Below are 25,330 nucleotides of genomic sequence, written 5' to 3' on the forward strand. Positions count from 1 at the left end.
ATTAAATGGAAAGGGGAATTTCAAATGGCAAGATTTGAAGGAGTTTATGTTGCTCTTGTCACTCCATTTACTACTGATTTTGAAGTCGATTATAAAAGATTGTATGAGCTATGTGATTGGCTCATACAAGAAGGCGTACAAGGACTGGTTCCTACAGGATCACTCGGTGAATATGCTACGTTTACTCCTGAAGAAAGAGCAAAAGTAGTACAAACTGTCATTGAAGCTTCTCGGGGACGTGTACCGGTTGTTGTTGGTTCCGCTGCTCCATCTACGCAACAAGTCATAAAATGGGTTGAATATGCAAAAGACTCTGGAGCTGAAGGTGTTATGGTGCTTCCACCTATTAACTATAAACCTTTACGAAACGAGATTATCGCCCATTATGAAGCTATTAATAAAGTCGGTATGCCTATTGTTGCTTATAACAATCCTAGAGATTACCCAACAGATTTAACCCCTGATTTGCTCGAAGAGATTGCCAAATTTGAAAATGTGGTTGCTGTAAAAGAGTTTTCAGGTGATATCCGTCGCATGCATGATATTCTAGATAGAACAGATTTGGAAGTCATGGTAGGCGTCGATGATTTATCGTTAGAAGGTCCAATGATAGGAGCAACAGGGTGGATTGCCGGTGTTCCTAACGCATTACCTAAAGAGGGAGTTCAATTATTCAATTTAGCCAAAAATGGAAAAATAGACGAAGCATTGAAACTTTATCGTCGTCTTCTTCCTCTATTTCATTATGACGCTAGTCCCCAATTGGTTCAATACATTAAGTATATGATGGAGTTAGCTGAACAACCCGTTGGTCCTGCACGCCCACCTAGACTTCCTTTACATCAAGAAGAATATGAAAATGTAAGGAGAGACTTTGAGAGAGCAGTAGAAAAAATTAAACATTAATTGTAAGAGAAAGGGTAAGGAGTCTTCCTTATCCTTTCCGATTTCTAAAAAATTAAAATTGTCGTAAATAACAATAGGAATGCATACAAACATTGAGCGGGAGGTACGGTTATGAAAACAAAATCATTAATTGAATCCAAAAACTTTATAGGTGGAGAATGGGTATCTATTGACGGAAAGGAAACGATCGTATATAGCCCTTCGAACCTCCAAGAAGAAGTTGGCATCCTTTGCTATTCTTCCGCCAAACATTTACTTGAAGCGGAAAAGTCAGCAAAAGAAGGATTCAAAATATGGTCTAAGATGACAGGAATTGAGCGAGGGAATTATCTATACAAGATGGCAGAGGCATTAGAAAATAGCCTTGAAGAACTAGCAGTACTCGCAAGTAGGGAAATGGGAAAACCAATTGGTGAAATGCGAGGTGAGGTCGTACGTGGCATTCACTTGTTGCGTTATTATGCCGCAGAAGGTACACGCTCAAATGGCGATATAATCCCTTCAAGCGATAAACATGTTATACAATTTTCAAAACGTGTTCCGTTAGGAGTAGTGGGAATTATTACACCATGGAACTTTCCAGTAGCTATTCCTATTTGGAAAATTGCCCCTGCACTTATTTGTGGAAATTCAGTGATATGGAAACCAGCGGAGAATGCTACACTATCTGCTATTAAGTTAACAGAGATATTCCAGCAGGCAAACCTTCCAAGCGGAGTTTTAAATCTTATCGTTGGAAAAGGAAAAGAAGTGGGAAACACCCTTCTCGAAACTACAGATATTCACGCTGTTAGTTTTACCGGTTCATCCACGATTGGAAAGCAAGTCGCTTCCATTTGTGCTAAACGAAACATTAAATATCAGACAGAAATGGGCGGTAAAAATGCTGCTGTTATCCTTCATGATGCCAATATCGAAAAAACGATTCCTATGATATTAAGTGGTGCCTTCCGTTCAGCCGGACAAAAATGTACAGCAACCAGCCGTATCATTGTTGAGGAAAGTGTTTATCCGATCTTTATGAAATCATTCAATGAAGCAGTATCTTTATTAAAAGCTAAAGATCCGTTGCTTCCAGATTCATATCTCGGCCCTGTTGCATCTAAACATCAATATGAAACGGTCTCTTCTTACGTAAAAATGGCTGAGGAGGAAGCAGAAATTATCGCACAAGGATCGATCGAAAGTGATAATGAAGGTTATTTTATTCAACCATTGGTAGTGGCAGGAGTAGATACACAACATAAGTTAGTACAAGAAGAAATATTCGGTCCCGTAACAACGGTGCTAGTAGCTAAAAACTACGATGAAGCGATTCAGTTGTGCAACGAAACTGTGTATGGATTAAGCGCTTCTATTTTTACCACTGATTTATCAAAAGCTCATCGTTTCCTAGAAGAAGCGGAAGCTGGAATGGTAAGAGTAAACCAAGAAACAGCTGGTGTGGAATATCAAGCACCATTCGGCGGAATGAAACAATCCAGTTCTCATTCAAGAGAGCAAGGTCAATCAGCGCTTGATTTTTACTCCCAAATCAAAACTTGCGCCATTAAATATCATTTTTAAACGTATATATAAATCACCCAGTGACATTACATCATTGGGTGATTTTTAATTACGATAAAATAATGGATGACTCACAAAACTTATCATGTGATGTCATCCATTTTTTCAACTAAATACATTGATATGCACCGTACAATTTGTCTCTATTTTCTTTGACATTAGGATAGAACTGGATGATTGCTTTTTCACGAATGTCTTTTACGTTTTTCATTGCTTCTTCCAATTTACGTTTTGCAGTTTCTCTCGATGCCCCGGTGTGCTCTGCTATCGAATAACCAGCTACAAATCCCTGTGCTATTGCAACTTTGGCTCCCTCGATTCCTGTAATATTCCCTGCAACATAAAGGCCTTTTAGAGGTGTTTCCATTCGTTCATTATGTTGTGGGATATGTCCTCCAAGTTCAGGAATATAGTGAAATGGACATCCCGCTACTGCAGCCAATTCAGCTAATGGATATAATCCACCAGATATGCAAACAAAATCCACCTGTACTATTTCTTCCGTTCCCTTGATGGGTTCTCCATCCATCGTAATATCAACTACTTTTACTCCTTCTACTTGCTGATTGCCGACTATTTCAATAGCTGCCTTCCGTAAATGAATCGGTATTCCCCATACACTCATTCCTTTTTTCGGAAGAAAACGAAGGGCTAGCTTACACAATGATTCATTTATCAGTAAGCGACTTCCGAATCTTAATATAGGTGATGGAGCTAAGTGGGATGCTCTCAATAAACTCTTCATGACTTCCATTGGCTTTGCAGCGCTCTTTGATATCTCATTCTTTGGTGGTAACACCATACACGCAATATTAAGATCAGCAAGTTGCAATTCATGCATAATCGCAAAGGAAAGAATATTCGCTCCAATAATCATTCCCTTCTTTCCGACTTTTACACGATGAACATTCGTCATTACTTGTGCGGCTCCTACTGACATGACTCCAGGCAAAGTCCATCCTGGCATTGGGACATGATATTCTGCTGCACCTGTTGCTAGCAAAACATATGGGGCTTGCATACTTCCATGATTGGTGTGAACAAGCCACCCGTGTTCATGTTTATTCAAATGATAAACAGAAATCCCACATGTAATTTCTACTCCGAGCTTTTCTGCTTGAGCAACTAATTTATCCGTTTCTTTAATACCGTTCCACCATGTTCCATCCCTTTCCTGATATAGCTGCCCTAATAATCTTCCCCCGGGTTTTATAAATTCATCAATTAATGTTACCTTAAGACCACATTCCCTTGCAGCAATTGACGCAGCCAGTCCTGCCGGCCCAGCTCCAATAATGACTAATTCACTCATACGTTATTTTCTCCTTTAAATAAATCTTTAATTGGAGTTGGTTGTGTTTTTCCGCTATGAATATCCATGTTTTCTTCCACTATAGTTATGCAAGCCCTTACATGATGACAACCATTTACAGTCACTCGGCACTCAAAGCAATGCCCAATATTACAATAAATCCCTCTAGCTGTACCACTTTCTTCATGCACACGCAACGTCCGAATATTGTTGGCCAAAAGCGCAGCTGCAATCGTTTCTCCTTCGTATGCCTCATAATACTGACCATTGAAATGAAATGGCACTTTCTTGCCGATCTTCATTTCACCTAAAACTGGGTGATCAATAATACGATTGTTCATTTTAAATCACCTAACAGTCCAAATGTAACAGGTCTTACCGGAGCCTGATATTTCAGTGGCATATTGTGAGTGACCGCATTTTCTCCATAATCAGCAACAATCCTATCGATAAAATAGCGACATGTTCTTCCCCCGCAAAATCCCATACCTGCACGGGTTCTCAATTTTAATTCTCTTGATGAGCATTTATATTTTTTTATTGTTTCAACTATACTTTGATAAGTTACTTCCTCACATCGACATACAATAAAATCTGTTGAGGTCTTCATGTCTTTCCTCCTCATTCAATGGTTATAGGTTTTTCTATTTACATAACGAGCAAAAAACATGCCAACAAACGAGGAGAATTACAGTGTAATGCCAAGTTTCTTCATTCGATTGTATAATGTCGCTCGCGTAACACCCAGCCTCTTCGCGCACGCTTGCTTATTTCCATTTTCCATTTGGAGCACCCGTTCAATAATTTTTTTCTCACAAATCTCTAATTCTTCTTTCAGCGATAAAATTTTATCAGTATCAGCATGGGGAACTTCAAACAAGTTATCAATATTTGTACTGCGAGTATCAACTTGATGTACAAAAGGCAAATCGTCTTTTTTTATAATTCCGTCTGTCGCAAGCACTACTAAACGTTCAATAACATTTCTAAGTTCACGTATATTCCCAGGCCAGCTATAGTTGAATAATTCATTCATTACATCTTGGGAGATACCATGAATGGGCCTGTTATATCTGATGGAGAACTCATACAAAAAATAATGAATCAGTTCAATGATGTCTTCTTTTCTTTCCCTCAAAGGCGGAATATGAATACTTATAACGTTTAAACGATAAAACAAATCTTCTCTAAATTTTCCTTCTTTAATCATCTCCTCCAGGTTTTTATTTGTAGCAGCAATGACTCTGAAATCTGCATCTATTTCCTTTGTCCCACCTATTCGATAGAATTTCTTTTCCTGCAACACGCGTAAAAGCTTAACTTGCATTTCGATAGGCATTTCACCAATTTCATCTAAAAATAAGGTTCCGCCTTTTGCTAATTCTATTTTCCCCTTTTTTCCTCTTTGATCTGCCCCTGAAAAAGCCCCCTTTTCATAACCAAATAGCTCACTTTCAAACAAGGATGCTGGAATGGCTCCACAATTTATAGGGATAAATGGGGCGTCTGGTGCTTCACGAGCATCGTGAATTGCTTTGGAGAATAACTCCTTTCCAACGCCGCTTTCCCCTAATATCAAAACAGTTGATTTAGCTGAGCTAATCTTTTTCGCCATTTCAATCGTTTTTCGAATGGTTCTACTTCTCCCTTTTATAAGGCTAAATGAATCCTTTGAAGGTCTTAACCTCGCAACCTCCTGCTCTAACCGATGAACCTCCGCGGAAATATTAAATAATTCCTGGTTTAGACGTACTTGACTTGTAATATCTGTTTCAGATACTACTGCACCTATTATCTTTCCCTCTAAATAAACAGGATTGGAATTAATCAGCACAAACAAATCAGGCCTTGGTTGATGTCGATGACGATGAAGTTTTCTTCCTTGCTTTAACGTTTTTAATATTTCTAGCATATTAGGTTCAAAGAAATCTGTAATAGGCTTACCGATGATATCTTTCCTCGAAACAGAAAAAATTTTCTCCGCTTCTTCTGTCCAGGCACATACTATTTCATTTTTATCGATCACCGTACACGACGCATCCATCGTTTCTAGTACCGTTTCAAAAAAAGCATGCAAGTACTTATACGAATTTAATAAACACTCACACATGATTACAGAATCAACAAAACCAATCGGTTCTCCCTCTTTATTTTTCACTAATAAATACCGGTATTTTTTCACATACTTTATCACCTCTTCAATGGGTGTATCACAATCCACCATCCTGCTCTTCGATAACTTTAAAGGCTCAAAATCAGTGATATAAAAGATATCCTTATCTATAAGAAAAGCTGCATCAGCATTAAAGGACCTTGAAATTTCAGTTTCAGATTTAAAAATAATAACGTGTTTATTCGTGATTTCCTTTAAACTAGGAAATTTAAAATTCATGTGTATCCCTCCTACATAACGTATAATATTTTTTACACATTCTAAAAAATTTTACATAATTATATTATTCATGTAAAAATATTTTGTCAATTCAGAATCAATTAAAAGCGTTTGTTATTGGCATGATTCTTGCTTCCTAAAATATTACTAGAAACATCGGAAAGGAGGGAACATATTGAAAAAAAACTTTGACGTAATCATTATAGGAGGAGGGATTATTGGAAGTGCTATCGCTTATTATGTATCGAAATCAGGAATGAGTGTGGCGGTATTAGAAAAAAACGAATTAGCAAGCGGAACATCGTCCAGATGTGATGGAAACATACTAGCGATCGATAAAGACCCGGGATTCGATAGTCAAATGTCTCTAGCTAGTCAGAAATTAGTGAATGAATTAAGCAAAGAATTGGAACATCACTTTGAATATAGGGCACCGGGCAGTATTTTAGTATGTGAAACTGAAGAGGAAATGATTGCTGCAGAAAAATGGGTAGCACGCCAAAAAGAAGCGGGGCTTCCCTTTAAAATGTTAGATCGCAGTGATATTAGACAGGAATCCCCTTTTTTTGCTGATGATTTATTAGGAGGGCTGGAATGCGAAACAGATTCAACCGTTAACCCTTACCTGTTTTCATTTGCATTAGCAGAGGGAGCAAAGAAAAAGGGAGCTAACATTTACACCCATACTGAGGTTCATTCCATTAAAAAATCAACTACGGGGGATTTTAAAATCGAAACATCCAGCGGATTATTTACAGCAAAAAAAGTCGTGAATGCTGCTGGGATATGGGCTCCCATGATTGGAAAGATGCTCGACATTCCTATTCCAATTAAACCCAGAAAAGGTCATATTATTGTTGCATCAAGGCAACAACCTGTTGGCCTTAGAAAAGTTATGGAATTCGGTTATCTTATATCTAAGTTTGGAGGCCAAAGAAAAGTAGATCCGCCAACTGAAAAATATGGCGTGGCTTTAGTATTTGAACCAACAGAGAGCCAAAATTTTTTGATTGGAAGTAGTAGAGAATTTGTGGGAATGAATACAACTGTAAATATTGATGTTATTAAATGCATAGCACGCCGTGCCATTCGGTTCTATCCTAAAATGGCGGACATGTTAGTCATTCGAACGTATGCTGGTCTGCGCCCATGGACAAACGATCATCTACCTATTATTTCTCACGTTGACGAGGTTCCTGGATTTTATATTGCTGCTGGCCATGAAGGCGATGGAATCAGTTTAGCCGCTATTACGGGAAAACTAATTGATGAACTAATCAAAGAGAAATCACATACAACAATTCCTATCGAACCATTAAGATACGATCGCTTTAAAGTCAAAGGAGTTGTACATTCATGAAATTCCAAAAAATCTTCCATACTATTGATACTCATACCGGAGGAAATCCTACAAGAACAGTTATTAGTGGTCTTCCAAAATTAGAAGGAAAAACAATGGCTGAGAAAATGCTGCACATGAAAGAAGAATATGATTGGATTCGAAAGTTCCTTATGTTTGAACCAAGGGGGCATGACGTAATGTCAGGTGCTTTGCTTATGGAACCCTGCCATCCTAAAGCGGATGTAGGTGTAATCTATATCGAAACAGGCGGCTATTTGCCGATGTGCGGGCATGATACCATTGGTTTTTGTACAGCACTAGTTGAAGCTGGTCTGATACCAGTTAAGGAACCTTATACCGATCTAAGTTTAGATACGCCAGCTGGTCTGGTAAAAGTCAAGATTAAAGTAGAACATGGTCAAGCGAAAGAAGTAACATTCCATAATATCCCAGCTTTTCTGTTAAAAAGCATACATGTTAATGTAGAAAACATTGGAGAGGTTTACTGCGATATCGCCTATGGAGGAAATTTTTATGGTATTGTCGATGCACGAAAAATTGGATTAGAACTTGTAGCAAGCAATGCTGCAAAAATTATCGATACCGCTGTTAAAATTCGCGACACAATCAATCAAATAACTGACGTCGTCCACCCCGAGCACTCGTTTATTAAAGGATTAACACATATTGAGTTCTATACGGATCCTACCAAGGAAGAAGCACATTGCAAAAATACAGTCGTTGTACCGCCGGGAGGAATTGATCGCTCTCCTTGCGGAACAGGTACCTCGGCAAAACTTGCTACATTGTATGCACGAAACGAAATCAAAAAGAACGAGCTCTTTGTTCATGAAAGCATTATTGGAAGCCTTTTCAAAGCGAAGATAGTCGATATTACAAAAGTAAAAGAATTTGAAGCAGTCATACCTGAAATTACTGGCTCAGCTTGGATAACAGGGATGCATACATTCATCTACAACGAAGATGACCCGCTAAAGGAAGGATTTTTACTCATACCACCTATGCCAATCAATCATTAATCCTTTTTACCATTCCTGCCAATCTATCTACTTTTCCACATCAGCTGGATTTAAACATTCCATCCAGCTGATGAAAAACAATCACAACGATAGTAACTATGTTTATTAAACAGAGGGGTGAGGTTACATGTCAAATCAAGGGAAGTTTAAGAGAGAACTTTCACTGTCTGATCTTACTTGGATAGGATTTGGAGCTATATTTGGTTCAGGGTGGCTCTTTGCTGCTAGCCACGTTTCTGCCATTGCAGGACCAGCTGGTATATTATCATGGGTTATGGGAGGTATAGCCGTTCTGCTATTAGGATTCGTTTACTGTGAACTCGGCGCTTCCGTCCCACGTGCAGGAGGTGTCGTTCGTTATCCTGTTTATTCCCATGGTCCACTTATGGGATATCTCCTTGGCTCTATAACATTAATTGCTTATTCAAGTCTTATTGCCATTGAGGTAGAAGCAGCTCGCCAATATGCTACCGCATGGTGGCCAAGCTTAACTCAAGAAGAATCTACGCTGCCAACGTTATCTGGATGGTTATTTCAATTTTGTTTACTTTGTCTTTTTTTCATCTTGAATTATTGGAGTATACGTACTTTTGCTCAGTCGAACACAATTATAACCATTTTTAAATTCTTCGTACCAACGATAACTATCATTGTTTTATTATCTCACTTAAAACCAGCTAATTTTTCTGTAGGTGGATTTGCACCATCCGGAATATTCGGAATAGAATCTGCTATTTCTGTAGGTGGGGTTATTTTTGCATATCTAGGGTTAACACCCATTGTTTCGGTTGCAAGTGAAGCTAAAAATCCGCAGCGAACGATTCCAATCGCCTTAATATTGTCCGTCGTTCTGTCCACAATTGTATATGTTCTCTTACAGGTAGCATTTCTCGGAAGCATACCAACGAATATGCTGGAAAATGGATGGGCAGGAATTGACAAACAGTTTAGTCTCCCATTTAAAGATATTGCTGCGGTTCTTGGACTAAATTGGCTCGTATTTTTTATCGTTTCTGATGCGATCATCTCCCCGAGTGGAACGGGTAATATCTATATGTCTACAACTCCACGTGTTGTATATGGATGGGCCCGTAGCGGAACATTATTCAAAGTATTTACAAAAGTCGAACAAAAATCAGGAATTCCTCGTCCTGCTGTTTGGTTATCATTTATTTTATCAGTATTCTGGACTCTTCCCTTTCCGTCATGGGAGTCTTTAATCAGTGTTGTTTCAGCGGCGTTAGTATTAAGCTATGCATTTGCTCCAATCTCTGCGGCAGCTTTCCGACACAACGCACCGGATCTGCCCCGTCCATTTCGATTAAAAGGAATGGCTATTTTATGTCCACTTTCATTTATTATTGCTTCATTAATCGTATACTGGTCTGGTTGGAAAACGATTTCCTGGTTACTCGGTTCTCAAATCGTTATGTTTATCGTTTATTTATTCTTTAAAAAATGGGTTCCTACTGAGAAAGTAAGTTTCACACAACAAATAAAATCCTCATGGTGGCTCGTATTTTATTACGCAACGATGATGATTGCTTCCTATCTCGGATTATTCGGAGGTATCGGTGTCCTTAAACATCCTTGGGATATCATTTTCGTTGCCATACTTTCTTTAATCTCTTACTATTGGGGAACGTATACTAGCCTGCCAAAAGCAATATTTGATGATGATGAAGTTGAAACAAACGAATCCAATCCAATTCATGAACATCTCGTCGGTTAAAAAGGAATTATCATGGTAGCATCGGTCGGTAATGGCGGGGGGCGCCAATCTTCTTTCTACCTGGCTCGGTAAGCAATTCAAGACACTAGATGGAACTTCAATGGCTGCTCCCCACATTTCCGGCCTTATTGCTTTACACCTAGCTACAAGAAATTGACACTCCGCACGGCTGAAGCGTAGAAAAGAATATCATGAGTGACTACAGAGAAAAATGAAGAAATGGTACGCATTGCAAAAGGTTTCCAAACAAATGTACATAATGTTTCCGTCTTGTTGGGAAAATATCTTTATAAAAAGCTACGCATACCGAGGAGTGAGTGCATCAATGAAGCGTTTAACCATCCTTACTGTTTTCGTCCTGTTCGTTTCCTTATTACCGCTTTATGCAACAGGAAGTTATCAGGATACTCCGTATCACTTCGGCTTTAAAAAAAGTAAAAACGGTCAGCTTCCCTCCATTGACGAAGAGGGGTTTAAGGAACTTTTGGCAAAGCATGAAGCTATCTTTTTGGGGGATACGACCAAAAAAGAGCTTTACCTCACCTTTGACAATGGTTATGAGAATGGCTACACAGCGCAAATTTTAGATACGCTGAAGGAGAAAAAAGTCCCGGCGACTTTTTTTGTTACTGGACATTATGTCAAAAGCCAGCCCGAATTATTACAACGAATGGTGAAGGAAGGGCATATCATCGGGAATCATTCCTGGAGTCATCCGGATATGACCAAAATTTCAAACAGCAGGATGAAAGAAGAACTGGAAAAAGTAAAAGAAGAGGTAATCCGAATGACCGGACAAAAAGAGGTTTCCTTTTTGCGTCCGCCGAGAGGGATTTTTAGCGAACGGACGCTGGCAGTAAGCAAACAGCTCGGGTACACAAATGTCTTTTGGTCTCTTGCCTATAAAGATTGGGATACCAAGGCGCAAAGGGGCTGGAAATACGCATACGATAATTTCATGGCTCAACTTCATCCGGGTGCGGTCATTTTGCTTCATTCGGTTTCTAAGGATAATGCAGAAGCTCTGGAAAAAATTATCGATGACGTACGAAAAAAAGGGTATGAATTTAAAAGTCTTGAACAAATACGCACGAAAAGAAGATAATCGTTCGAGCCAAAATAAGGGCCAAACCTTGCACCTCGTCTTTTCCTCGTGGCAACCAAAAAAATGCCACTCTCTGCTTCAGACAGAACGCGGCAGAAAAACATCTGGGCCATTCAGTGAGGGAGACAGTTGATACCGTATCCCGTTTTGTCTGAAACGTTGCCGGGAAAAGGAAAAAAGAGCTTGGTTTGGCCCCTATTTTGTCGCTCTTCTCTTTTCCTGCGGTTTTCATCGTGGGATGAAGGACGGTGTTGCTCGGTAATCCCTTCATGTGATGGCTTAGAAACCGTGTGGAGTGTCAATTATACAATGGTAGCTTAATAACAAAGGTCGTGCCTTCTCCTTCGACGCTTTTAACCTGCAATGTTCCTTTATGCTTTTCGATAATTTCTTTACTGATAGCTAGTCCCAAACCGGCTCCACCTGTCACTTGAGAACGAGATTTTTCCACCCTGTATAATCTTTCCATTATATACGGTATATCTTCTTCTGGAATACCAGGCCCAGTATCTTCAATCTCTACAATTCCGTAATGTTCATTACGCTTCATTCTAACAAAAATGATACCTCCCGAAGGTGTATATCTTCGTGCATTTTCTAATACATTCAGCAAGACTTGACCAATTCGCTGCCTATCTCCTTTTACATACAAGGAGGTGCTGAAAGGTCGGTACTCAAGTCGAATCCCCTTCTCCTCTACGGGAACTTCGACTAATGACAAAGCGTCTGTAACTGCATCTTCAAGCGAGAAGCGCTCCATGCGGAAGGAAAAATCACCTTGTTCCATCCGTGCCAAATCGAATAAATCTTGGACAAGCCGCTGCAATCGGTTGCTTTGTTCATAAATAATTTTTGCATATTCGGCATTCTCTCCCTCTCGTTGTGAATGAGCCAGGATTTCCGAATACCCTTTAAGATATGTAAGCGGAGTGCGCAATTCATGGCTAACATCCGCTAAAAACTCATTACGCTGCTTTTGATAAAAGCGAATGCGATCTGACATATGATTAATGGATGCAGCCAATTGTGCGACTTCATCACCACCTCTAACAGGCAATCTGGTAGCATAGTTCCCCTGCGCAATTTCACCTGTTGCTTTTTTCATTTCCAAGAGGGGACGAACGAGCATACGAGAAATGATAAATAAAATTCCCGCAACGACAAAAACGGTAATGATGCCGCTAATCACTAGCATTTGCTGCAAAATATTGACTGCTTCACGAATCGGCGCTGTGGGACTAAACATAACAACAGTTCCAGCCACTTCCCTATTCTGTAAAACAGGTGAATAAGAAACAAGAAAAGGTTTTGTATTCCAATCTTTTTCTATCGATGTTTCTCCTTCTTGCTTATTTTCACTGGCCTTAAGATACTCCCGATGCAAAGAAGTGATTGGACTTGAGCTGGCGATAACCTGTTTTTTTTGATCAAGAATGACAACCATGTTTCTTGAACCCTTCTCCATACGAACAACATGCTGAATTGTGGTTGGTTCGAAATGATCGCTTAATACATTCGCATGACTGTTCGCACGTTGTACTAATTCCTCATTTACATGCGAAAGATAGAAAGTTAGGAAAAGAGAATATAAAATGTTGCCCAACGAAAAAAGAATAAGCAAAAAAACAAACAATAATAAAAGGCCAAGCTTAATTGATACACGATTACGAATAAATTGTACTAGTGCTTGCATGTTCATTGCGCTTTGTACCCGATTCCCCATACTGTTTTGATAATATCATGGGCAGGCGCTCCCGCTGCCCGCAACTTCTCCCGCAAATTTTTCACATGAGTATCTACTGTACGATAATCCTCGACATCTTGATTTGTCCATATGAGAGCAAGTAAATGTTCCCTGCTAAATACTTGACCCGGGTGTTTCATCAATATGTAGAGTAATTCGTACTCTTTTCTGGTTAATGAAAGCATTTGTTGGTTATACCATACTTCACGCTTTTCACTGTCCAACGTAATACCACCATGAATCAGCAGGTTTTTATTTCGATAATTCCCATCTTCAGGATGATATCTTTCACTTCGCCGTAACAAAGCCTGTACTCTTGCTAACAATTCTTCTTTTTCAAAAGGCTTTGTAATATAGTCATCTGCACCTAAACCCAACCCTTTCACTTTATCTCTCGTTTCATCTCGCGCGGTCAACATAATAACAGGAACATTCGAGATTTCCCTCACGCTTTCGCACACCTCCCACCCTGACATACCGGGCATCATGATATCAAGCAGAATAAGCCCGTATCTATTGCTCCGAACGGCAGCTAGCGCCTCTTCTCCTGAGGATACTTCGTGAGTCGCATAGCCTGATTGGCGTAAATACAGCGAGAGAAGCCGACGCATCGGTTGTTCGTCGTCAACAATTAAAATAACTTTTTCTTCTTTCATCCTACTTCTCATCCTCTCTGAGCCTGTTCAGAATTCGTTCATATTCTTTTTCCGAAATCTCACCTTTAGCAAACCGCTCTCCGGCAATATGAATGGCATGCTCAATTGAACTTTTTCCTTCCGCCAGAGACTCCATACAGCCTTTTAGCTATCTTAACCTAAAAAATATAAACAAAGAACGAAGGAGACACCGACATCTCCTTCGCTACCATCAGCTTATTCTGACAGATCGTTACGATCTACTTTTACAGGATTCTTATATCCTTCATACTCAACCGTTGTCATCATGCCCGTGCTTGCATGGTGCAGGTCGTGGCAATGAAACATCCAATTCCCCGGATTGTCAGCCACAAATTCTACTTCATACGTCTCACCAGGTTTGACGTTTAACGTATCTTTTATCAGCGGCGAGCCGCTTACCGGTTTCCCGTTCTTGGACAGCACTCTGACGAAGTGGCCATGCAAATGCATTGGATGGTTCGCTTGCCCTTTATTTTCATACGTCACTTTCACATATTCGCCTTTTTTCACAATTAATTTTTCCGTATCCGGGAAAGACTTGCCATTGATTGTATATTTCATTCCCATATCAGAGCTATGATCCATAACATCCTCAAAAACCATTTTAAATTCTTTATCATATTTTCTTCGCTCTGTTTTAGCTGTCGCTTTACCGTACGTTGTAATATCAAGCAGCTCCGTTGTTACCTTGCCGGTTTGCGCAACGCTCTTGTTATCTTGATTTTGTACCATGATTTTTACATCTTTTGCTGCCGGACGCTTGGTACGATCTAAAATTTCAAAGCTGGAAGATGGAATAGTCAGTACCACATCATATCTCTCACCTGGTCCAATTGGGAGCAACTTACCTTTCACTTCTAGAGGCTGTTGAATATCTTGTCCATCGGTTGTTACGATTCGATATGGAACATTACCGAAATCCATCAAACGAAGCTGGTATCCGGCATTAATAAAACGTAGCCGCACCACTTCTCCTGTTTTTGCGACCAACGGTTCAATAAACGAACTGGACTTTCCATTAACTGTAAATAAGTCATAAGAAGCCATGTGATCCATCATATGCATGGATTGGCCCTTGCTGTTTTTCATGTTATCGGACATATTCATAGTACCCATTTTCGAATGATCCATTCCATGCATCCATTGATTGTTGCCATTGCTATTATTTTGACCGGACATACTGTCTATATTCATGTTAGAATGGTCCATTCCTTGTTTAGAACTTTTTTGGTTTGCCGCTGCTGTTTCCCATTCATCAAGAATCAGCGTATAATCTTTATCCGTCTTCAGTTCATCTTTCTTTTCTACAATAAACGCACCATACAATCCTCTATCCACCTGTTCTGCGCTATTTTTATGAGAATGATACCAATACGTTCCCGGAACAGTTGCCGTAAACTTGTACGTAAAGGACTCTCCAGGTTTAATGGAATTTTGCGACATCCCCGGCACACCATCCATTTCAAAAGGTACCGGATAGCCATGCCAGTGAATGGTTACATTTTCGGACAACTCATTTTTCAAGTTAACGACTACTTCTTGCCCCTGCTTTACCCGAATTTCCTGACCTGGAACCTTCCCTCCGTATGTCCAAACCGGCAATGTAATCCCCGGCTTCATTTCTTGTCGCGACTCTTTTGCTACTAAATCTACAATCACCCGATTCGCCTGATTTGCAATTTGGGTTGCTGATTGTTTCGTTTCTTTATTCTCTGCTTTCACTGGTGGCTCGGTTGCTGAGTTTTTCTCCATCTGGCCGCAGGCGGTCAGAAGAAAGGCACCTGTGGCAATACCAGCAAAAAGTAATGTCTTTTTCATTTTGCCTCTTCCCTTTCTATTGTTTCTCTTCACTTTTTTATAAATATAAAGAACAGGTGTGAAGAAACTGTGAAGAACCTTTATTTAAATTTAGGCACATACACCTTCCACGACAGATATCCTCTCTCATAAAAACAGACCCGAGTATGCCGTTTCTAGCAAAAACTTCGGGCCTTCCCTTTTTCCTTATTTTTCGTAAAAAATTATTCAAATGAAATCGCGTTTTATAAGACAGAATTTTCTGTAACCTGTTTAAGCTTCTCTACAATTCGCCGCTTTCGATACAGCATTCTTCCGGCTTCCGCGACTTCTTCAACCGTACTCTTGTTGATATAAGCGCCAAACACTACGCCAACGATTGGAATCAATTGAAAAAGTTTTTTCCAGCCAAAATTATCAATATAATTCATGGCCGTTTCTTGCCATCCCTGAAGCTGAGCAATAACTTCTCTGTCCTTTCCTTCTTGACCAAACGCACCTAACTCTTCAATGATGGCCTTCTTTCCTACAATATCTGAGGAAACAAACTGCATACACTTAATGATAAAAATGCGTTCTTGTTTCTCTTTCGGGTCATAGCCATAGCAAATGGCGATCTCCTGTAACACTTTCAGCGAAAGGCCAAGCAAAGCCGGGATATCAATTGCCAGGGTAAACAGACCGCCAATTCCCGTGGTAGCTCCCTGTACTATCGCCATGTTCGTACGCGATTTGCCAATCTCCTCGGCAGCCTTGTCCATAACCTCTAACGGATAATGAGCTACACCCGAAATTGTTAAAAGAGCATCGAAATCCTGTGAAGCGAATGTTTGCAATCGCTCCAGCGTTTGCTTTTCGCTAATTAAATATTGCCCACCTGTTTGAATATAACTTCCCACTTCATCAATGGCCTGTCCAATTTTGTCCCGAATCAACTTTGGGGTAATCTTATCCAAAAGAACAAAAGGAAGTCGACCTAACTTTTCCCAGAACCACAAATCCTTCTGCTCATTTTCCCACGTCTCCACTCGTTTTAGCTCTTGCATCAAATACTCTTTTGTTTCTACCTTATTCAGAACCATTTCACCCCAGTGAAAATATAATTAAACCATACAGTAAAACGTTATGGTTACCATTGTCTTCGTCTTCTTTATACGCAAAACTTAATATAAGGTTGCAAATTCTTTAGATGGTGTTGCAAAACTAATAATCGCTGAAATAGAGTTTTTCAACACCATCTTTCATTATGTAACTAAAGCATGTGAATGATATTTAACTTATACCATTTCTCTTGCCAGTTCTTTTTTTGTAATCGTTCTTCATAAATCTCAGCTTTAGTATCAGCGTTTCGAATAAAATGTTCAGTAGGTCTAACAATCAAGTTAATAAGGTCTTCTATGCCACATGGACAAGTCAAAATAACATTATTTTCACTGTCTAATTGAACACCAACCGCTGTTGCTGTTTCTGGAAATTTAGAAATAGCGTCTTCTGAAGATTTATAAGGGCTGTCGTTATTTCTTATATTCATCCTTGCCTGGTTCTTTACTGACCAATTAATATTCGGATTCATATGCCTAAGTTTTTCTTCAAATTTCTTTTCTGTACTACTATCTATGTTCTTTGAATCGAAATAAACGACATCAACATCTTCTAATGGAGTCGCTACTTTAAATCCATGCAGAACGTCCCAAACTTTTGAACGGATAAATCCTGCACAAACCCAGCAGTCAGGCAAACGTAAATCCTTAACAAGGGTAAGAATCTCCATCATCAATTGGTCGTTTTTAATTAATTCAATTATATCCTGTTCACTTTGAATGTTGTTCATTACATAAACCTCTATCCTTCTTAATTATATAAACAATGATAGGAAAATAATATTTATCGTTATTTTTTTGATTCCAACATCTCACTCTTGCCTCCCTTAGCCATGCAAACTTCCCGCCAACCTGGGACGATGACGATAGGGACCGACCGGAATTTGAATCAGGCTGGTTTTTCCTTGTGAATCCATCTTGTAGATCTCATCACACAAATTCGCATCAAATCCGAGGAGCGGGTGTCCTCCCATCCCAATGGCGGACGCCGCCAACAGTAATCGCTGCACGAGCATGCCCGCTTCCATTTGTTGGATACGATATCCTCTGTATCCCAGTACCGTTTTGAGGTGATCCTTGTCTCCTGCCACGTGTAGGCAGAGCGGTACTTGAAACAGATTTACATTGTCCGCAGCCATTCCGTGCTGTAGCCAGAACCGATGATCTCCGAGACGTACCCGCTGTAGCGCATGGGCAGCACTGTCATAATAATATGCACCATCCGAAATACCTTCAACGCTATACAAACAACCATACAGTGAGACACGGGACTTAAGTCCCTCATGTACTCCATCCAAATCATTTCGATACGAAAAGGAAGCCACCGCCTCTTGCAGCAGAGCGGCTAACTGCGGTTGACTTACCTTGCCCAAAACAAAATCTATATCCGGTGAATATCGCTTTCGGCAGACCGACGCCAGATCATACGACAACCGCTTCACATGGGGCAGCGCCACCGCCTGGCCCTCACAAATAACGTTCTTCTTCCCCTCGATCTGCCGAAACATTCGCGATGATTCCATCAGGGACGCTTCGTTCATCTTGATCAGCATCGGATACTCCATGATCCTTCGTGACCTGACATAGTGATCATGCTGAACCGCTGTCAACTCTCGGCACAATTCGGTGGCAGAGACAATCCCGTCTATGCTATTCCTATTAGAAAACCAAGTGATCGCCGGCTCCATCGACAGTGGAATAACCGCATATACACTCTCCTCCTGTTCAGATAGCCCAAGCAGATGGTTGATGGCCCGATCAAGAAATTGAAAGTATACTCCCGATGCGAAGCCAAACCGTTTTGCCACTTTCAGCAGCTGCCCGATCAGCACGCCAGCATCCAGTCCTTGCAGACGATAGGCAAAGTTATTGTATTTAAAGAAATTTTTCCAAAACATCGTCGACACAAAAACAGTACCAAAACAAGCAGACATGTCACAGCGATTGCCAAGAGCCCGGGCTAGATATGAATCAAAATCGCCTTCTCGCAACAACACCAAGCGGTGGTGTGCCACATCATAATGGTACACCCCGGCAGGCAAATCTTCCAGATTCAAATACACGTATAATTCGTTTGGATATAATGCTCCACCGGAGGGAACAAACCGCCGGTACGACTGCATTAGGCTTACCGCTTGTTCCGTGGAATCCGAGGCAAAGACTGACTGGCAGAATTGAGTAAGCCCGAATACGTACCAAAGAAAATGACCGATTCCGCGAAGATCAGGCTTCGCGGGTGCTTCCCGTCCTTCGAGCGTGAGCGGTACTTCCGAAGACAATGGAATCACAGGTAAGCCACGGTAGAGCTTATACGCAAGCGGTGCGTCTTCCCAGTCCACCTCTAAGTCCGGTGGCCTTGCCTTGTCAATGTCAAAATGTAGGTTGTGAAGAAATGCCTCCAGACTCATCCTTCTCTCCCCCCTAGTTATCCTCGTCATGGCTTATGGAAACGGATGCGGATGTGGATTGAGCTGTTCAAGCGTCAGCGGTTGCTTCGCATACCCGAGTTCTACCGGTACCCGGAGCACCCTCTCCAGCCCTATCACACGAGTAAAGTGATATCCGAATGTCATCGGTAACATTCCCGGAATCAGCACTTTCACGCAATACAGTCCATTTCGTATGATTTCCGGTGTCGTCTGGTCCACCACAATTACATCGAGGTTCAATTGGCGAAACACCTGAAGAATGTCCTGCAGATCATCGGTCAGGTCTGCATGCCTCGCCTTCCACTTGAATTCCTCGTCAAACGTTCGCAATGGACGATTTTCATCCAGCAAAAATTGCAGGCGCTCCTGCGCTTGCGGCAAACTGTACAGCATGGAATGGTCCTCCATCTGCTGCACCAGGGACGGATCGTGGAGCATCCGCACATACTCCTCCTTGTTCATCTCAAATTTCTCGTCAAGCGTTAGCATCAGTCCGGCCAACTCGTGAATCGCACCTTTCGTCGCCCGTACCGGGTCCAGATGAGCTCCGGCCGCACAAATGAGATTCACTCCCTTTTGTTTTCTGTTTTTCGCCAACGCCCAAACGCTTGGAATCCCGTGCTCCATCGTCGCGTTAAACAAATACACATCATATCCCGCCACCGCCCGCAAACGGTCGACCATCAACTGCAATTCTTGGTCATTAGCAGAATAAGGGTCAATGCGTGGGAGAGGCAGCTGCGCGTACCAAGTCATCAGGAACGAATCACGCTCGACCACTTCCATAATGCCGTAGAAAATGGCCTCCTCCAAACTTCCGCCTAACGCGCATCCATTGGAAGTTTCATAGACAAAGCCATGCCCACAACCCAAGCCGTAATAGGCGAGCCGCTCCGGAACCAAAATTGGACGTTCTTGTAAAAACGAATAGCCCCATACCCAATCCATTGGGCGATCAGGATGAAACGGTTGAAATGGAAAACCGGGCCGCGCATACTGTTCCTTCGCGTGCACCCCGACCTTAAGGGGGTTGAGTGCTTGATCTTCCAGATTGCGGTAACTGTCATGAATTACCGTTCGTTTGCCATGAGGTGACAGGCCGCAGTATCGCTCCAATCCCTCCAAAATGGCAGTCAACTCGCTTACCGCATAGGAATGAGTCCGACCTGCTGTTCCCTCGTCTCCCGCGAACAACGGCAGATTTACACTTACATCGGCAAACGGCGACATAAGGTCATACATTTTACCATTCAAAAGGCCCATCCGGTAATCCAGATAGTCTTTGACCAAAACTTTATTCAGGTCATCCATCGAACGGCAGCGATAACTGTCGGTGCTGATCTTAGGACTTGGTTGGAGTGAAATTCGGGCCGCGATCAATGAATCGTCGGGTAATCGGCCACAAACCGGACACAACGGGTCAGGCAGAAAGAAGTGGCATGAGCTCTTCAGCGTTTTCAGGTTGATCAAAAACACCCGTCCTTCCGAATAAGCCTGGCTGCCCTGCAGCACCCTCTGTGCCTCGGCCCCGAGCAGGTGAGCTACCTGCAAAAGTCCTGTGCGCGATGCCCACGCGTCACATGGCACTCCCCCGTGCGCCGCCAGCCTCTGTTGCAGCTCCCACATCTCCTTACGGTCGTGTCCTGCCATGAGGCGTCGCCTGTCGGCACACCTGGAACACCCTGGCGTACCCGGGCGAACCAGCGGTCCGACTATGCCTTCGCCAAATGAAACGAAGCCTCGCAGCCAGGGGATGCCGATTGGTCGCAGCACTTCTTCCGCCTTTTGATGAACGGAAGGATGCCAGGCATCGTGCAACACCAGAGCCAACTCCGTCGCTTCCGGTACTCCTGCCTCGAAATCTGTCTGACGAACGACCTGGTATTGAGCGGACAGTTCTCCGTACACGTGCTCCGCCAACAGCCCTTCTCCGACAACTGCCACGAAAGCGCTCATCGGGATTCCTCCTCTCGCAGCAGCACGCCAAACACCCCTGCCAATTCCTCTTTCAAAAACGGTTCCAGCGCCAGATCAAAGAGCAAGAGCCGCGTGCGGTTTCGTTTCAAGACCTGCAAGGAGGACTGTAGAACCTCCGATTGTGTCGTCTCTTCACATGCGGGAATCACAAGACTTAGCGATGCTTTTTCTTCCAGGAGCACAGATGAAACCTCTAACGCGTGTGTCGTAGGACAAGTCGCTTGGTTTTGTGCCTTCATAAGCGCCTGTTGCAGCGCCTTCCGCAACGCCATTGTTATATTCAAACCTACACTGCCATACCAGCGACCGCTCGTACCGACCCATACCACAGGGAAGCCGCGCACTTCCTCTCCCAAGCCGATCATCGGTGCTCCCTGCATTGTGGTCAGTGCCTGCAAATAAAACCGGCAACGTTCATCTTCTACCATACCCAACTGCACTCGAAAGACAGAAGGTTTCAGATTGGCCTGTTGCTTGCCCAACTCTTCGGCCAAACATCTTTGCAAACCGCGGCAAACACCTTCCGCAACCGTTTCCCCCACTCCGACACCGACAAATTCCTGCGATTCTACCATACTATCCTCTACTTCCTGATGTAAGGAAAGCGTCGTAACGAGCAGACCGACCATTCGCGACACATACGCTTCAATCCCGGCCAGCCCCGCTTCCCGCCGCGCCTCCTCATGCGTCAGATCTGCACAGACAATGTCTGGCAATAGCTCAGCCGGCCCCTCCGACAGCGGATCAACTGCCTGAACTCGGCACTGGGCCAACGGAATCTGCTTCAAATCTCCCTCCTCCCAAATATGGAAAATTCCTGATTCCGCCGATGTCAACTGGCTGAAGTAAGGAAGTAATCCGCTCGGCTCTCTTCTGCTCGAGCTCCGTTCAAGAAGAAGATCAAAATCTTGAACCCATTCAGCTGACACACGTCCGGTCACCAGCGGATGGGGCAGGAACGAATGCCAGTTTCCTTCTAACGTCTCCAGATCAAGCAGGAAGAATTGATTCGTCTGTTCCGATTTCGTCACTCCCGTCACCTTTTTGAACAATTCAAACACGAGCACATTCGCCAACATCGCTCCCGCTGTGGAGGAGAAGGCGTGCAGCCCCTGGTCCTTGCAAAGCGCGGATTGGTGGATGCGGCGCCACGCCGACTCCCAGCATCCCTCAGAGTCTGGATGCACCAGTGGGCCCGCCATACCCATCTGCTGCAGACATATGGCGGGGAGTAACACCTTCTTCTCCTTCCTACAAATCGCATGAAGAACCCGCAGTTCCTCTACATTACTCTCCTGCGACACATACAAAATCGAATCAAACGGCTGCACAGCCTCCCACCAAGAACTCATCCCCCCCTTCTGCAAGGTGACCTCCTCTACCGCCACCTCAGGGTCCGTTTTGCGGGCATGTGCCACCAGCTCCACCAACCGCAGCCGATTGGTCGGCACCGAGTCCATGATCAGCACGTGGAACTTGGGCAATCCGGATTCGAGCAACGCAGAAACCAACGAGACAAAAAAAGGACCAGAGCCAACCGCCAACACTTTGGCCTGACGATAGGTTTGAAAACGGTATGCACCGGAATCGACAAAACTGTCTAAAAACTCAATTTGAGAAGCATACTTTTTGAGAACCTGCTCCGTCAATTGATGCGGACGGTCTTGGCTCACATCCCGAACAAAGCCGTTTTGGTACAGAATTTCTGCGATTTCATATACCCGGCCTCGATATTGGTCCGGCAATCCGTCTGTCAAATCCTCCAACGTGTGCTCTCCGTTGAACATGGGCATCAGTTTTTCAATCCACTGGTCGATCGTACTGCCTTTCATACGGAACGAGCTTACGTTGTTCCGAAAATACACACCGCCGTTTGGATCAGGGAGAAAAAATGTGTCCCTTTTCACTTTCAGGCGCGTAGAAGGGGGCAAATTTGTCATTACACTCCTCCTTACCATGATCTGTTCTCAAATTCTGCACCATCACCTTCACCATAATCTTATGTACTGCTATTTGTCCCTTATGTCTACTCTTGTAGAAAAGAGCCCCTGCAGCAACTTATGCAGGGGCTCTTCTCCTTATGCAACCACGGTTTCCGTTAGGAAACTAGAAACAATGGGCTCAACGGCCACCGCCACAACGGGAACAGTTTGAGCAATTAAAACAACGGGTACAATTAAAGCAATTAGAACAACGAAAACAATTGAAGCAATTAGAACAACGAGAGCAATTAAAGCAACGGGTACAATGAAAACAATTAGAACATTGTCGAGACTGATCAACATAGTACTGGCTTTGATTATCATAAGAAACCAGTTGGCCCGCCTCGAAATGATCAACATTCAGCTCCTGGAGTTCATCTTTGAAATCATCCATTTTTACAACCTCCGTTTATTAAATTGATAATTGTGCCGGCAGCGAACCAGCAACTCGAAAAGAGGACAAAACAAAGAACAACTGCGTAACGGGTGAATCCACCAAATACTTCGAATTTACTCCCCTCAACAAAATATGAACTATGCTGGGCTATTGTTACTGATTTAAATACCTATTTTTACAGAGCCTCGCCCTTGTCACGGTCGACACCCTTATCATAAGCTAATGGCTACAACTGCCTTCGCCATTCGGGACTTGAACCCTATAGATGACGCCCATGCCGGGCGCACCAAACAGAGACCCCCGGAAATTACGGTTCCGGGGGTCTTTTGTAATCTTTTATCCACTGCTGCACAATGGTATGCAGCTTCTTCTGACGTGAGAGCAGCAGCTGCTTTACGGTTCTTTTATTTTCATGGGAAAGCATAGTCAGTGGAATCGAATCAACAGATTTTTCTAACTCCTGGTAAGGTATATGCTGTATCTCTTTTACGTAAGGCTTCAGCTGCTCATAACTACGAATATATTTGCTTAAGCCTTGGATTGCCGCCGACCACTTCCGTATTCAATGCGCCATAACTACGAATATATTTGCTTAAGCCTCTTACGTAATTTCGATTGTAACCCACTACCCTGTCCCAGTGTGGATGATCCCAGGAAAATCCCTGCCATTGCACAGCACCAAGCAGAGACAGACCATGGTCAATAAGATAGAAATCATATTTTTCCCCTACAGGGTAAGCAAGCAAATTTCCCCCATGTCGGTCGATGTTGCAAATCCAAATATCAAAAACAAACATTTTGAGCAGTCTTTCAGGGCGAAGAATAAACCTCGGAATATTATGGTAGATATGTCTAGTTAATTGATCCCATTTATATAATTTAGGCTCAGGGCGTGCTAGCGATACTACACCGAGCTGCCCTTTAATCTTTGCTGCTTCTACGCGGGCAGTCGGTAGGTGCAGCCTTGAAGCCAGATGGTAAGCAAGCAGTTCATTTCCTGAGAGAGGACCAATGTACCTTTCATTTTGTGGGTTTGAAAATTTAAAATACCCTGTTTCAGTCTGTCCACTTTTGCTTCTGCGAACCAACCAAACCGTTCCTAATTTCTTTCGGCTGGATAATTTCTTTACGAGTTCCCAGTTCTCCACAATCGTCTCGTTGCTCCTCTTCCTTCTTTGTAGGGTTATTTTATACTATTTATATTTAGGTAGATTCTAAAAGGGAACAAATTTATACGAGTATCGATAGTGTCAAGGCCGGCTATAACTTCCCCAAAATCGCCGTTTTAAAATTCCCCAGAAGGGTTCCTCACGAACCCTTCTGTTTTCGTGATGCAGCCTTCTTTTCCCGTAATCTGTAGCTTTCACCTTTCATGTTAAAGATACGAGAATGATGCAGAAGTCGATCCAACATCGCTGTCGCAATAACTGGATCTCCCAATACTTCTCCCCATTCACCAAATGACTTGTTGGAGGTCATGATGATAGAACCACATTCATAGCTCGAAGAAGCTGTTGGTTCAGATCCTCTACCGAATCGTAAGATGTCCCTACATAGAATGAATTCATAATGTACTGAATGGCTCGCTCTACTTTGCCCTTTGTTTGAGCCCTGTAGGGCTTACAAGCCTTCGGAGTGAAGGAGTAGTAAGAGGCAAACTCCGCAAATCGTTCATTCCACTTCACCACACCTTGTTCCCGTCCATCTGTCACAGTCTTCATGTTGTCAAACAAGATATGTTGCGGAACACCGCCAAAATACTTGAAACTATGAATGAGACACTGCATCAAGTGCTCCTGGTCTTGAGACGTTGTCACTTCTGCATACTTCAT

At 42.6% G+C, this 25,330-nt stretch carries 22 protein-coding genes and 3 pseudogenes; 7 read left to right on the forward strand and 18 right to left on the reverse strand.

Features of this window, described 5'->3' with window-relative positions:
• The first annotated feature begins 24 nt into the window (after positions 1-24).
• Together BLR88_RS11065 and BLR88_RS11070 are read left to right on the forward strand one after the other, a co-directional pair.
• Positions 25-906 (forward strand): dihydrodipicolinate synthase family protein, encoded by an 882-nt coding sequence (locus tag BLR88_RS11065; protein WP_057899118.1) that lies wholly within the window; start codon positions 25-27, stop codon positions 904-906.
• 129 nt (positions 907-1,035) lie between these two features.
• Positions 1,036-2,472, forward strand: coding sequence for an aldehyde dehydrogenase family protein (locus BLR88_RS11070; protein ID WP_057900353.1), 1,437 nt, complete (start codon positions 1,036-1,038; stop codon positions 2,470-2,472).
• Between the two features lie 109 nt (positions 2,473-2,581).
• On the opposite strand, the gene BLR88_RS11075 is transcribed toward BLR88_RS11070, so the two are convergent.
• The 4 genes from BLR88_RS11075 to BLR88_RS11090 form a co-directional block, all read right to left on the reverse strand.
• Positions 2,582-3,784: an FAD-dependent oxidoreductase gene (locus BLR88_RS11075; RefSeq protein WP_057899119.1), complete on the reverse strand. Its 1,203-nt coding sequence runs from the start codon at positions 3,782-3,784 to the stop codon at positions 2,582-2,584.
• Positions 3,781-4,125 (reverse strand): (2Fe-2S)-binding protein, encoded by a 345-nt coding sequence (locus BLR88_RS11080; RefSeq protein ID WP_057899120.1) that lies wholly within the window; start codon positions 4,123-4,125, stop codon positions 3,781-3,783. Before BLR88_RS11080 ends, BLR88_RS11075 begins: the two co-directional genes overlap by 4 nt.
• Positions 4,122-4,394, reverse strand: coding sequence for a (2Fe-2S)-binding protein (locus BLR88_RS11085; RefSeq protein WP_057899121.1), 273 nt, complete (start codon positions 4,392-4,394; stop codon positions 4,122-4,124). The genes BLR88_RS11080 and BLR88_RS11085 overlap by 4 nt, the downstream gene beginning before the upstream one ends.
• Positions 4,395-4,472: 78 nt before the next feature.
• Positions 4,473-6,176: a sigma-54 interaction domain-containing protein gene (locus tag BLR88_RS11090; RefSeq protein ID WP_091260684.1), complete on the reverse strand. Its 1,704-nt coding sequence runs from the start codon at positions 6,174-6,176 to the stop codon at positions 4,473-4,475.
• Between the two features lie 175 nt (positions 6,177-6,351).
• Between BLR88_RS11090 and BLR88_RS11095 the strand changes: the two genes are divergently transcribed.
• The 5 genes from BLR88_RS11095 (at position 6,352) to pdaA (ending at position 11,395) form a co-directional block, all read left to right on the forward strand.
• Positions 6,352-7,536, forward strand: coding sequence for an NAD(P)/FAD-dependent oxidoreductase (locus tag BLR88_RS11095; RefSeq protein ID WP_057899123.1), 1,185 nt, complete (start codon positions 6,352-6,354; stop codon positions 7,534-7,536).
• A complete protein-coding gene (locus BLR88_RS11100; protein WP_091260686.1) occupies positions 7,533-8,558 on the forward strand; it encodes a 4-hydroxyproline epimerase in 1,026 nt (341 codons plus the stop codon). Before BLR88_RS11095 ends, BLR88_RS11100 begins: the two co-directional genes overlap by 4 nt.
• A gap of 127 nt (positions 8,559-8,685) precedes the next feature.
• Complete coding sequence (locus tag BLR88_RS11105) at positions 8,686-10,290, forward strand: APC family permease (RefSeq protein WP_057899125.1); 1,605 nt, start codon at positions 8,686-8,688, stop codon at positions 10,288-10,290.
• 31 nt (positions 10,291-10,321) lie between these two features.
• Positions 10,322-10,447 (forward strand): S8 family serine peptidase, encoded by a 126-nt coding sequence (locus BLR88_RS19030; protein ID WP_139184962.1) that lies wholly within the window; start codon positions 10,322-10,324, stop codon positions 10,445-10,447.
• A 168-nt stretch (positions 10,448-10,615) separates the two neighbouring features.
• On the forward strand, positions 10,616-11,395 hold the full coding sequence (gene pdaA / locus BLR88_RS11110) for a delta-lactam-biosynthetic de-N-acetylase (RefSeq protein ID WP_091260687.1): 780 nt from the start codon (positions 10,616-10,618) through the stop codon (positions 11,393-11,395).
• A 298-nt stretch (positions 11,396-11,693) separates the two neighbouring features.
• Here pdaA and BLR88_RS11115 read toward each other — a convergent pair whose 3' ends face one another.
• The 14 genes and pseudogenes from BLR88_RS11115 to BLR88_RS11170 form a co-directional block, all read right to left on the reverse strand.
• Entirely contained in the window at positions 11,694-13,118 is a 1,425-nt protein-coding gene (locus BLR88_RS11115; protein WP_091260689.1) for a sensor histidine kinase, read from the reverse strand.
• Entirely contained in the window at positions 13,091-13,795 is a 705-nt protein-coding gene (locus tag BLR88_RS11120; protein ID WP_057899128.1) for a response regulator transcription factor, read from the reverse strand. The genes BLR88_RS11115 and BLR88_RS11120 overlap by 28 nt, the downstream gene beginning before the upstream one ends.
• Before the next feature lies 1 nt (position 13,796).
• Positions 13,797-13,931 (reverse strand): SHOCT domain-containing protein, encoded by a 135-nt coding sequence (locus tag BLR88_RS20570; RefSeq protein ID WP_139184963.1) that lies wholly within the window; start codon positions 13,929-13,931, stop codon positions 13,797-13,799.
• A gap of 80 nt (positions 13,932-14,011) precedes the next feature.
• Positions 14,012-15,634 carry a multicopper oxidase family protein gene (locus BLR88_RS11125; protein WP_091260690.1) on the reverse strand — a complete coding sequence of 541 codons (1,623 nt, stop codon included), beginning with the start codon at positions 15,632-15,634 and terminating at the stop codon, positions 14,012-14,014.
• A gap of 224 nt (positions 15,635-15,858) precedes the next feature.
• On the reverse strand, positions 15,859-16,695 hold the full coding sequence (locus BLR88_RS11130) for an EcsC family protein (protein ID WP_091260692.1): 837 nt from the start codon (positions 16,693-16,695) through the stop codon (positions 15,859-15,861).
• Between the two features lie 170 nt (positions 16,696-16,865).
• Entirely contained in the window at positions 16,866-17,444 is a 579-nt protein-coding gene (locus tag BLR88_RS11135; protein ID WP_057899130.1) for a nucleotidyltransferase family protein, read from the reverse strand.
• 96 nt (positions 17,445-17,540) lie between these two features.
• A complete protein-coding gene (locus BLR88_RS11140) occupies positions 17,541-19,121 on the reverse strand; it encodes a SagB family peptide dehydrogenase (RefSeq protein ID WP_091260693.1) in 1,581 nt (526 codons plus the stop codon).
• Positions 19,122-19,154: 33 nt separating this feature from the next.
• The gene (locus BLR88_RS11145) at positions 19,155-21,098 is read right to left on the reverse strand and encodes a TOMM precursor leader peptide-binding protein (RefSeq protein WP_091260695.1); all 1,944 of its coding nucleotides are present in this window, start codon (positions 21,096-21,098) and stop codon (positions 19,155-19,157) included.
• Positions 21,095-23,059, reverse strand: coding sequence for a putative thiazole-containing bacteriocin maturation protein (locus tag BLR88_RS11150; protein ID WP_091260696.1), 1,965 nt, complete (start codon positions 23,057-23,059; stop codon positions 21,095-21,097). Before BLR88_RS11150 ends, BLR88_RS11145 begins: the two co-directional genes overlap by 4 nt.
• Before the next feature lie 138 nt (positions 23,060-23,197).
• A complete protein-coding gene (locus tag BLR88_RS11155; RefSeq protein ID WP_409359897.1) occupies positions 23,198-23,404 on the reverse strand; it encodes a hypothetical protein in 207 nt (68 codons plus the stop codon).
• Positions 23,322-23,495: pseudogene (locus tag BLR88_RS20575) on the reverse strand (heterocycloanthracin/sonorensin family bacteriocin); the annotation flags it as partial. The pseudogene BLR88_RS20575 and the gene BLR88_RS11155, both read right to left, overlap by 83 nt.
• A 515-nt stretch (positions 23,496-24,010) precedes the next feature.
• The gene (locus tag BLR88_RS11160; RefSeq protein ID WP_091260700.1) at positions 24,011-24,646 is read right to left on the reverse strand and encodes a hypothetical protein; all 636 of its coding nucleotides are present in this window, start codon (positions 24,644-24,646) and stop codon (positions 24,011-24,013) included.
• Positions 24,647-24,806: 160 nt separating this feature from the next.
• A pseudogene (locus BLR88_RS11165) lies at positions 24,807-24,998 on the reverse strand (ATP-binding protein); the annotation flags it as partial.
• Positions 24,986-25,330: pseudogene (locus BLR88_RS11170) on the reverse strand (DDE-type integrase/transposase/recombinase); the annotation flags it as partial. The pseudogenes BLR88_RS11165 and BLR88_RS11170, both read right to left, overlap by 13 nt.

The organism is Aneurinibacillus thermoaerophilus (genome assembly GCF_900099925.1).
In the GTDB taxonomy this organism is placed as follows: Bacteria; Bacillota; Bacilli; order Aneurinibacillales; family Aneurinibacillaceae; genus Aneurinibacillus; species Aneurinibacillus thermoaerophilus.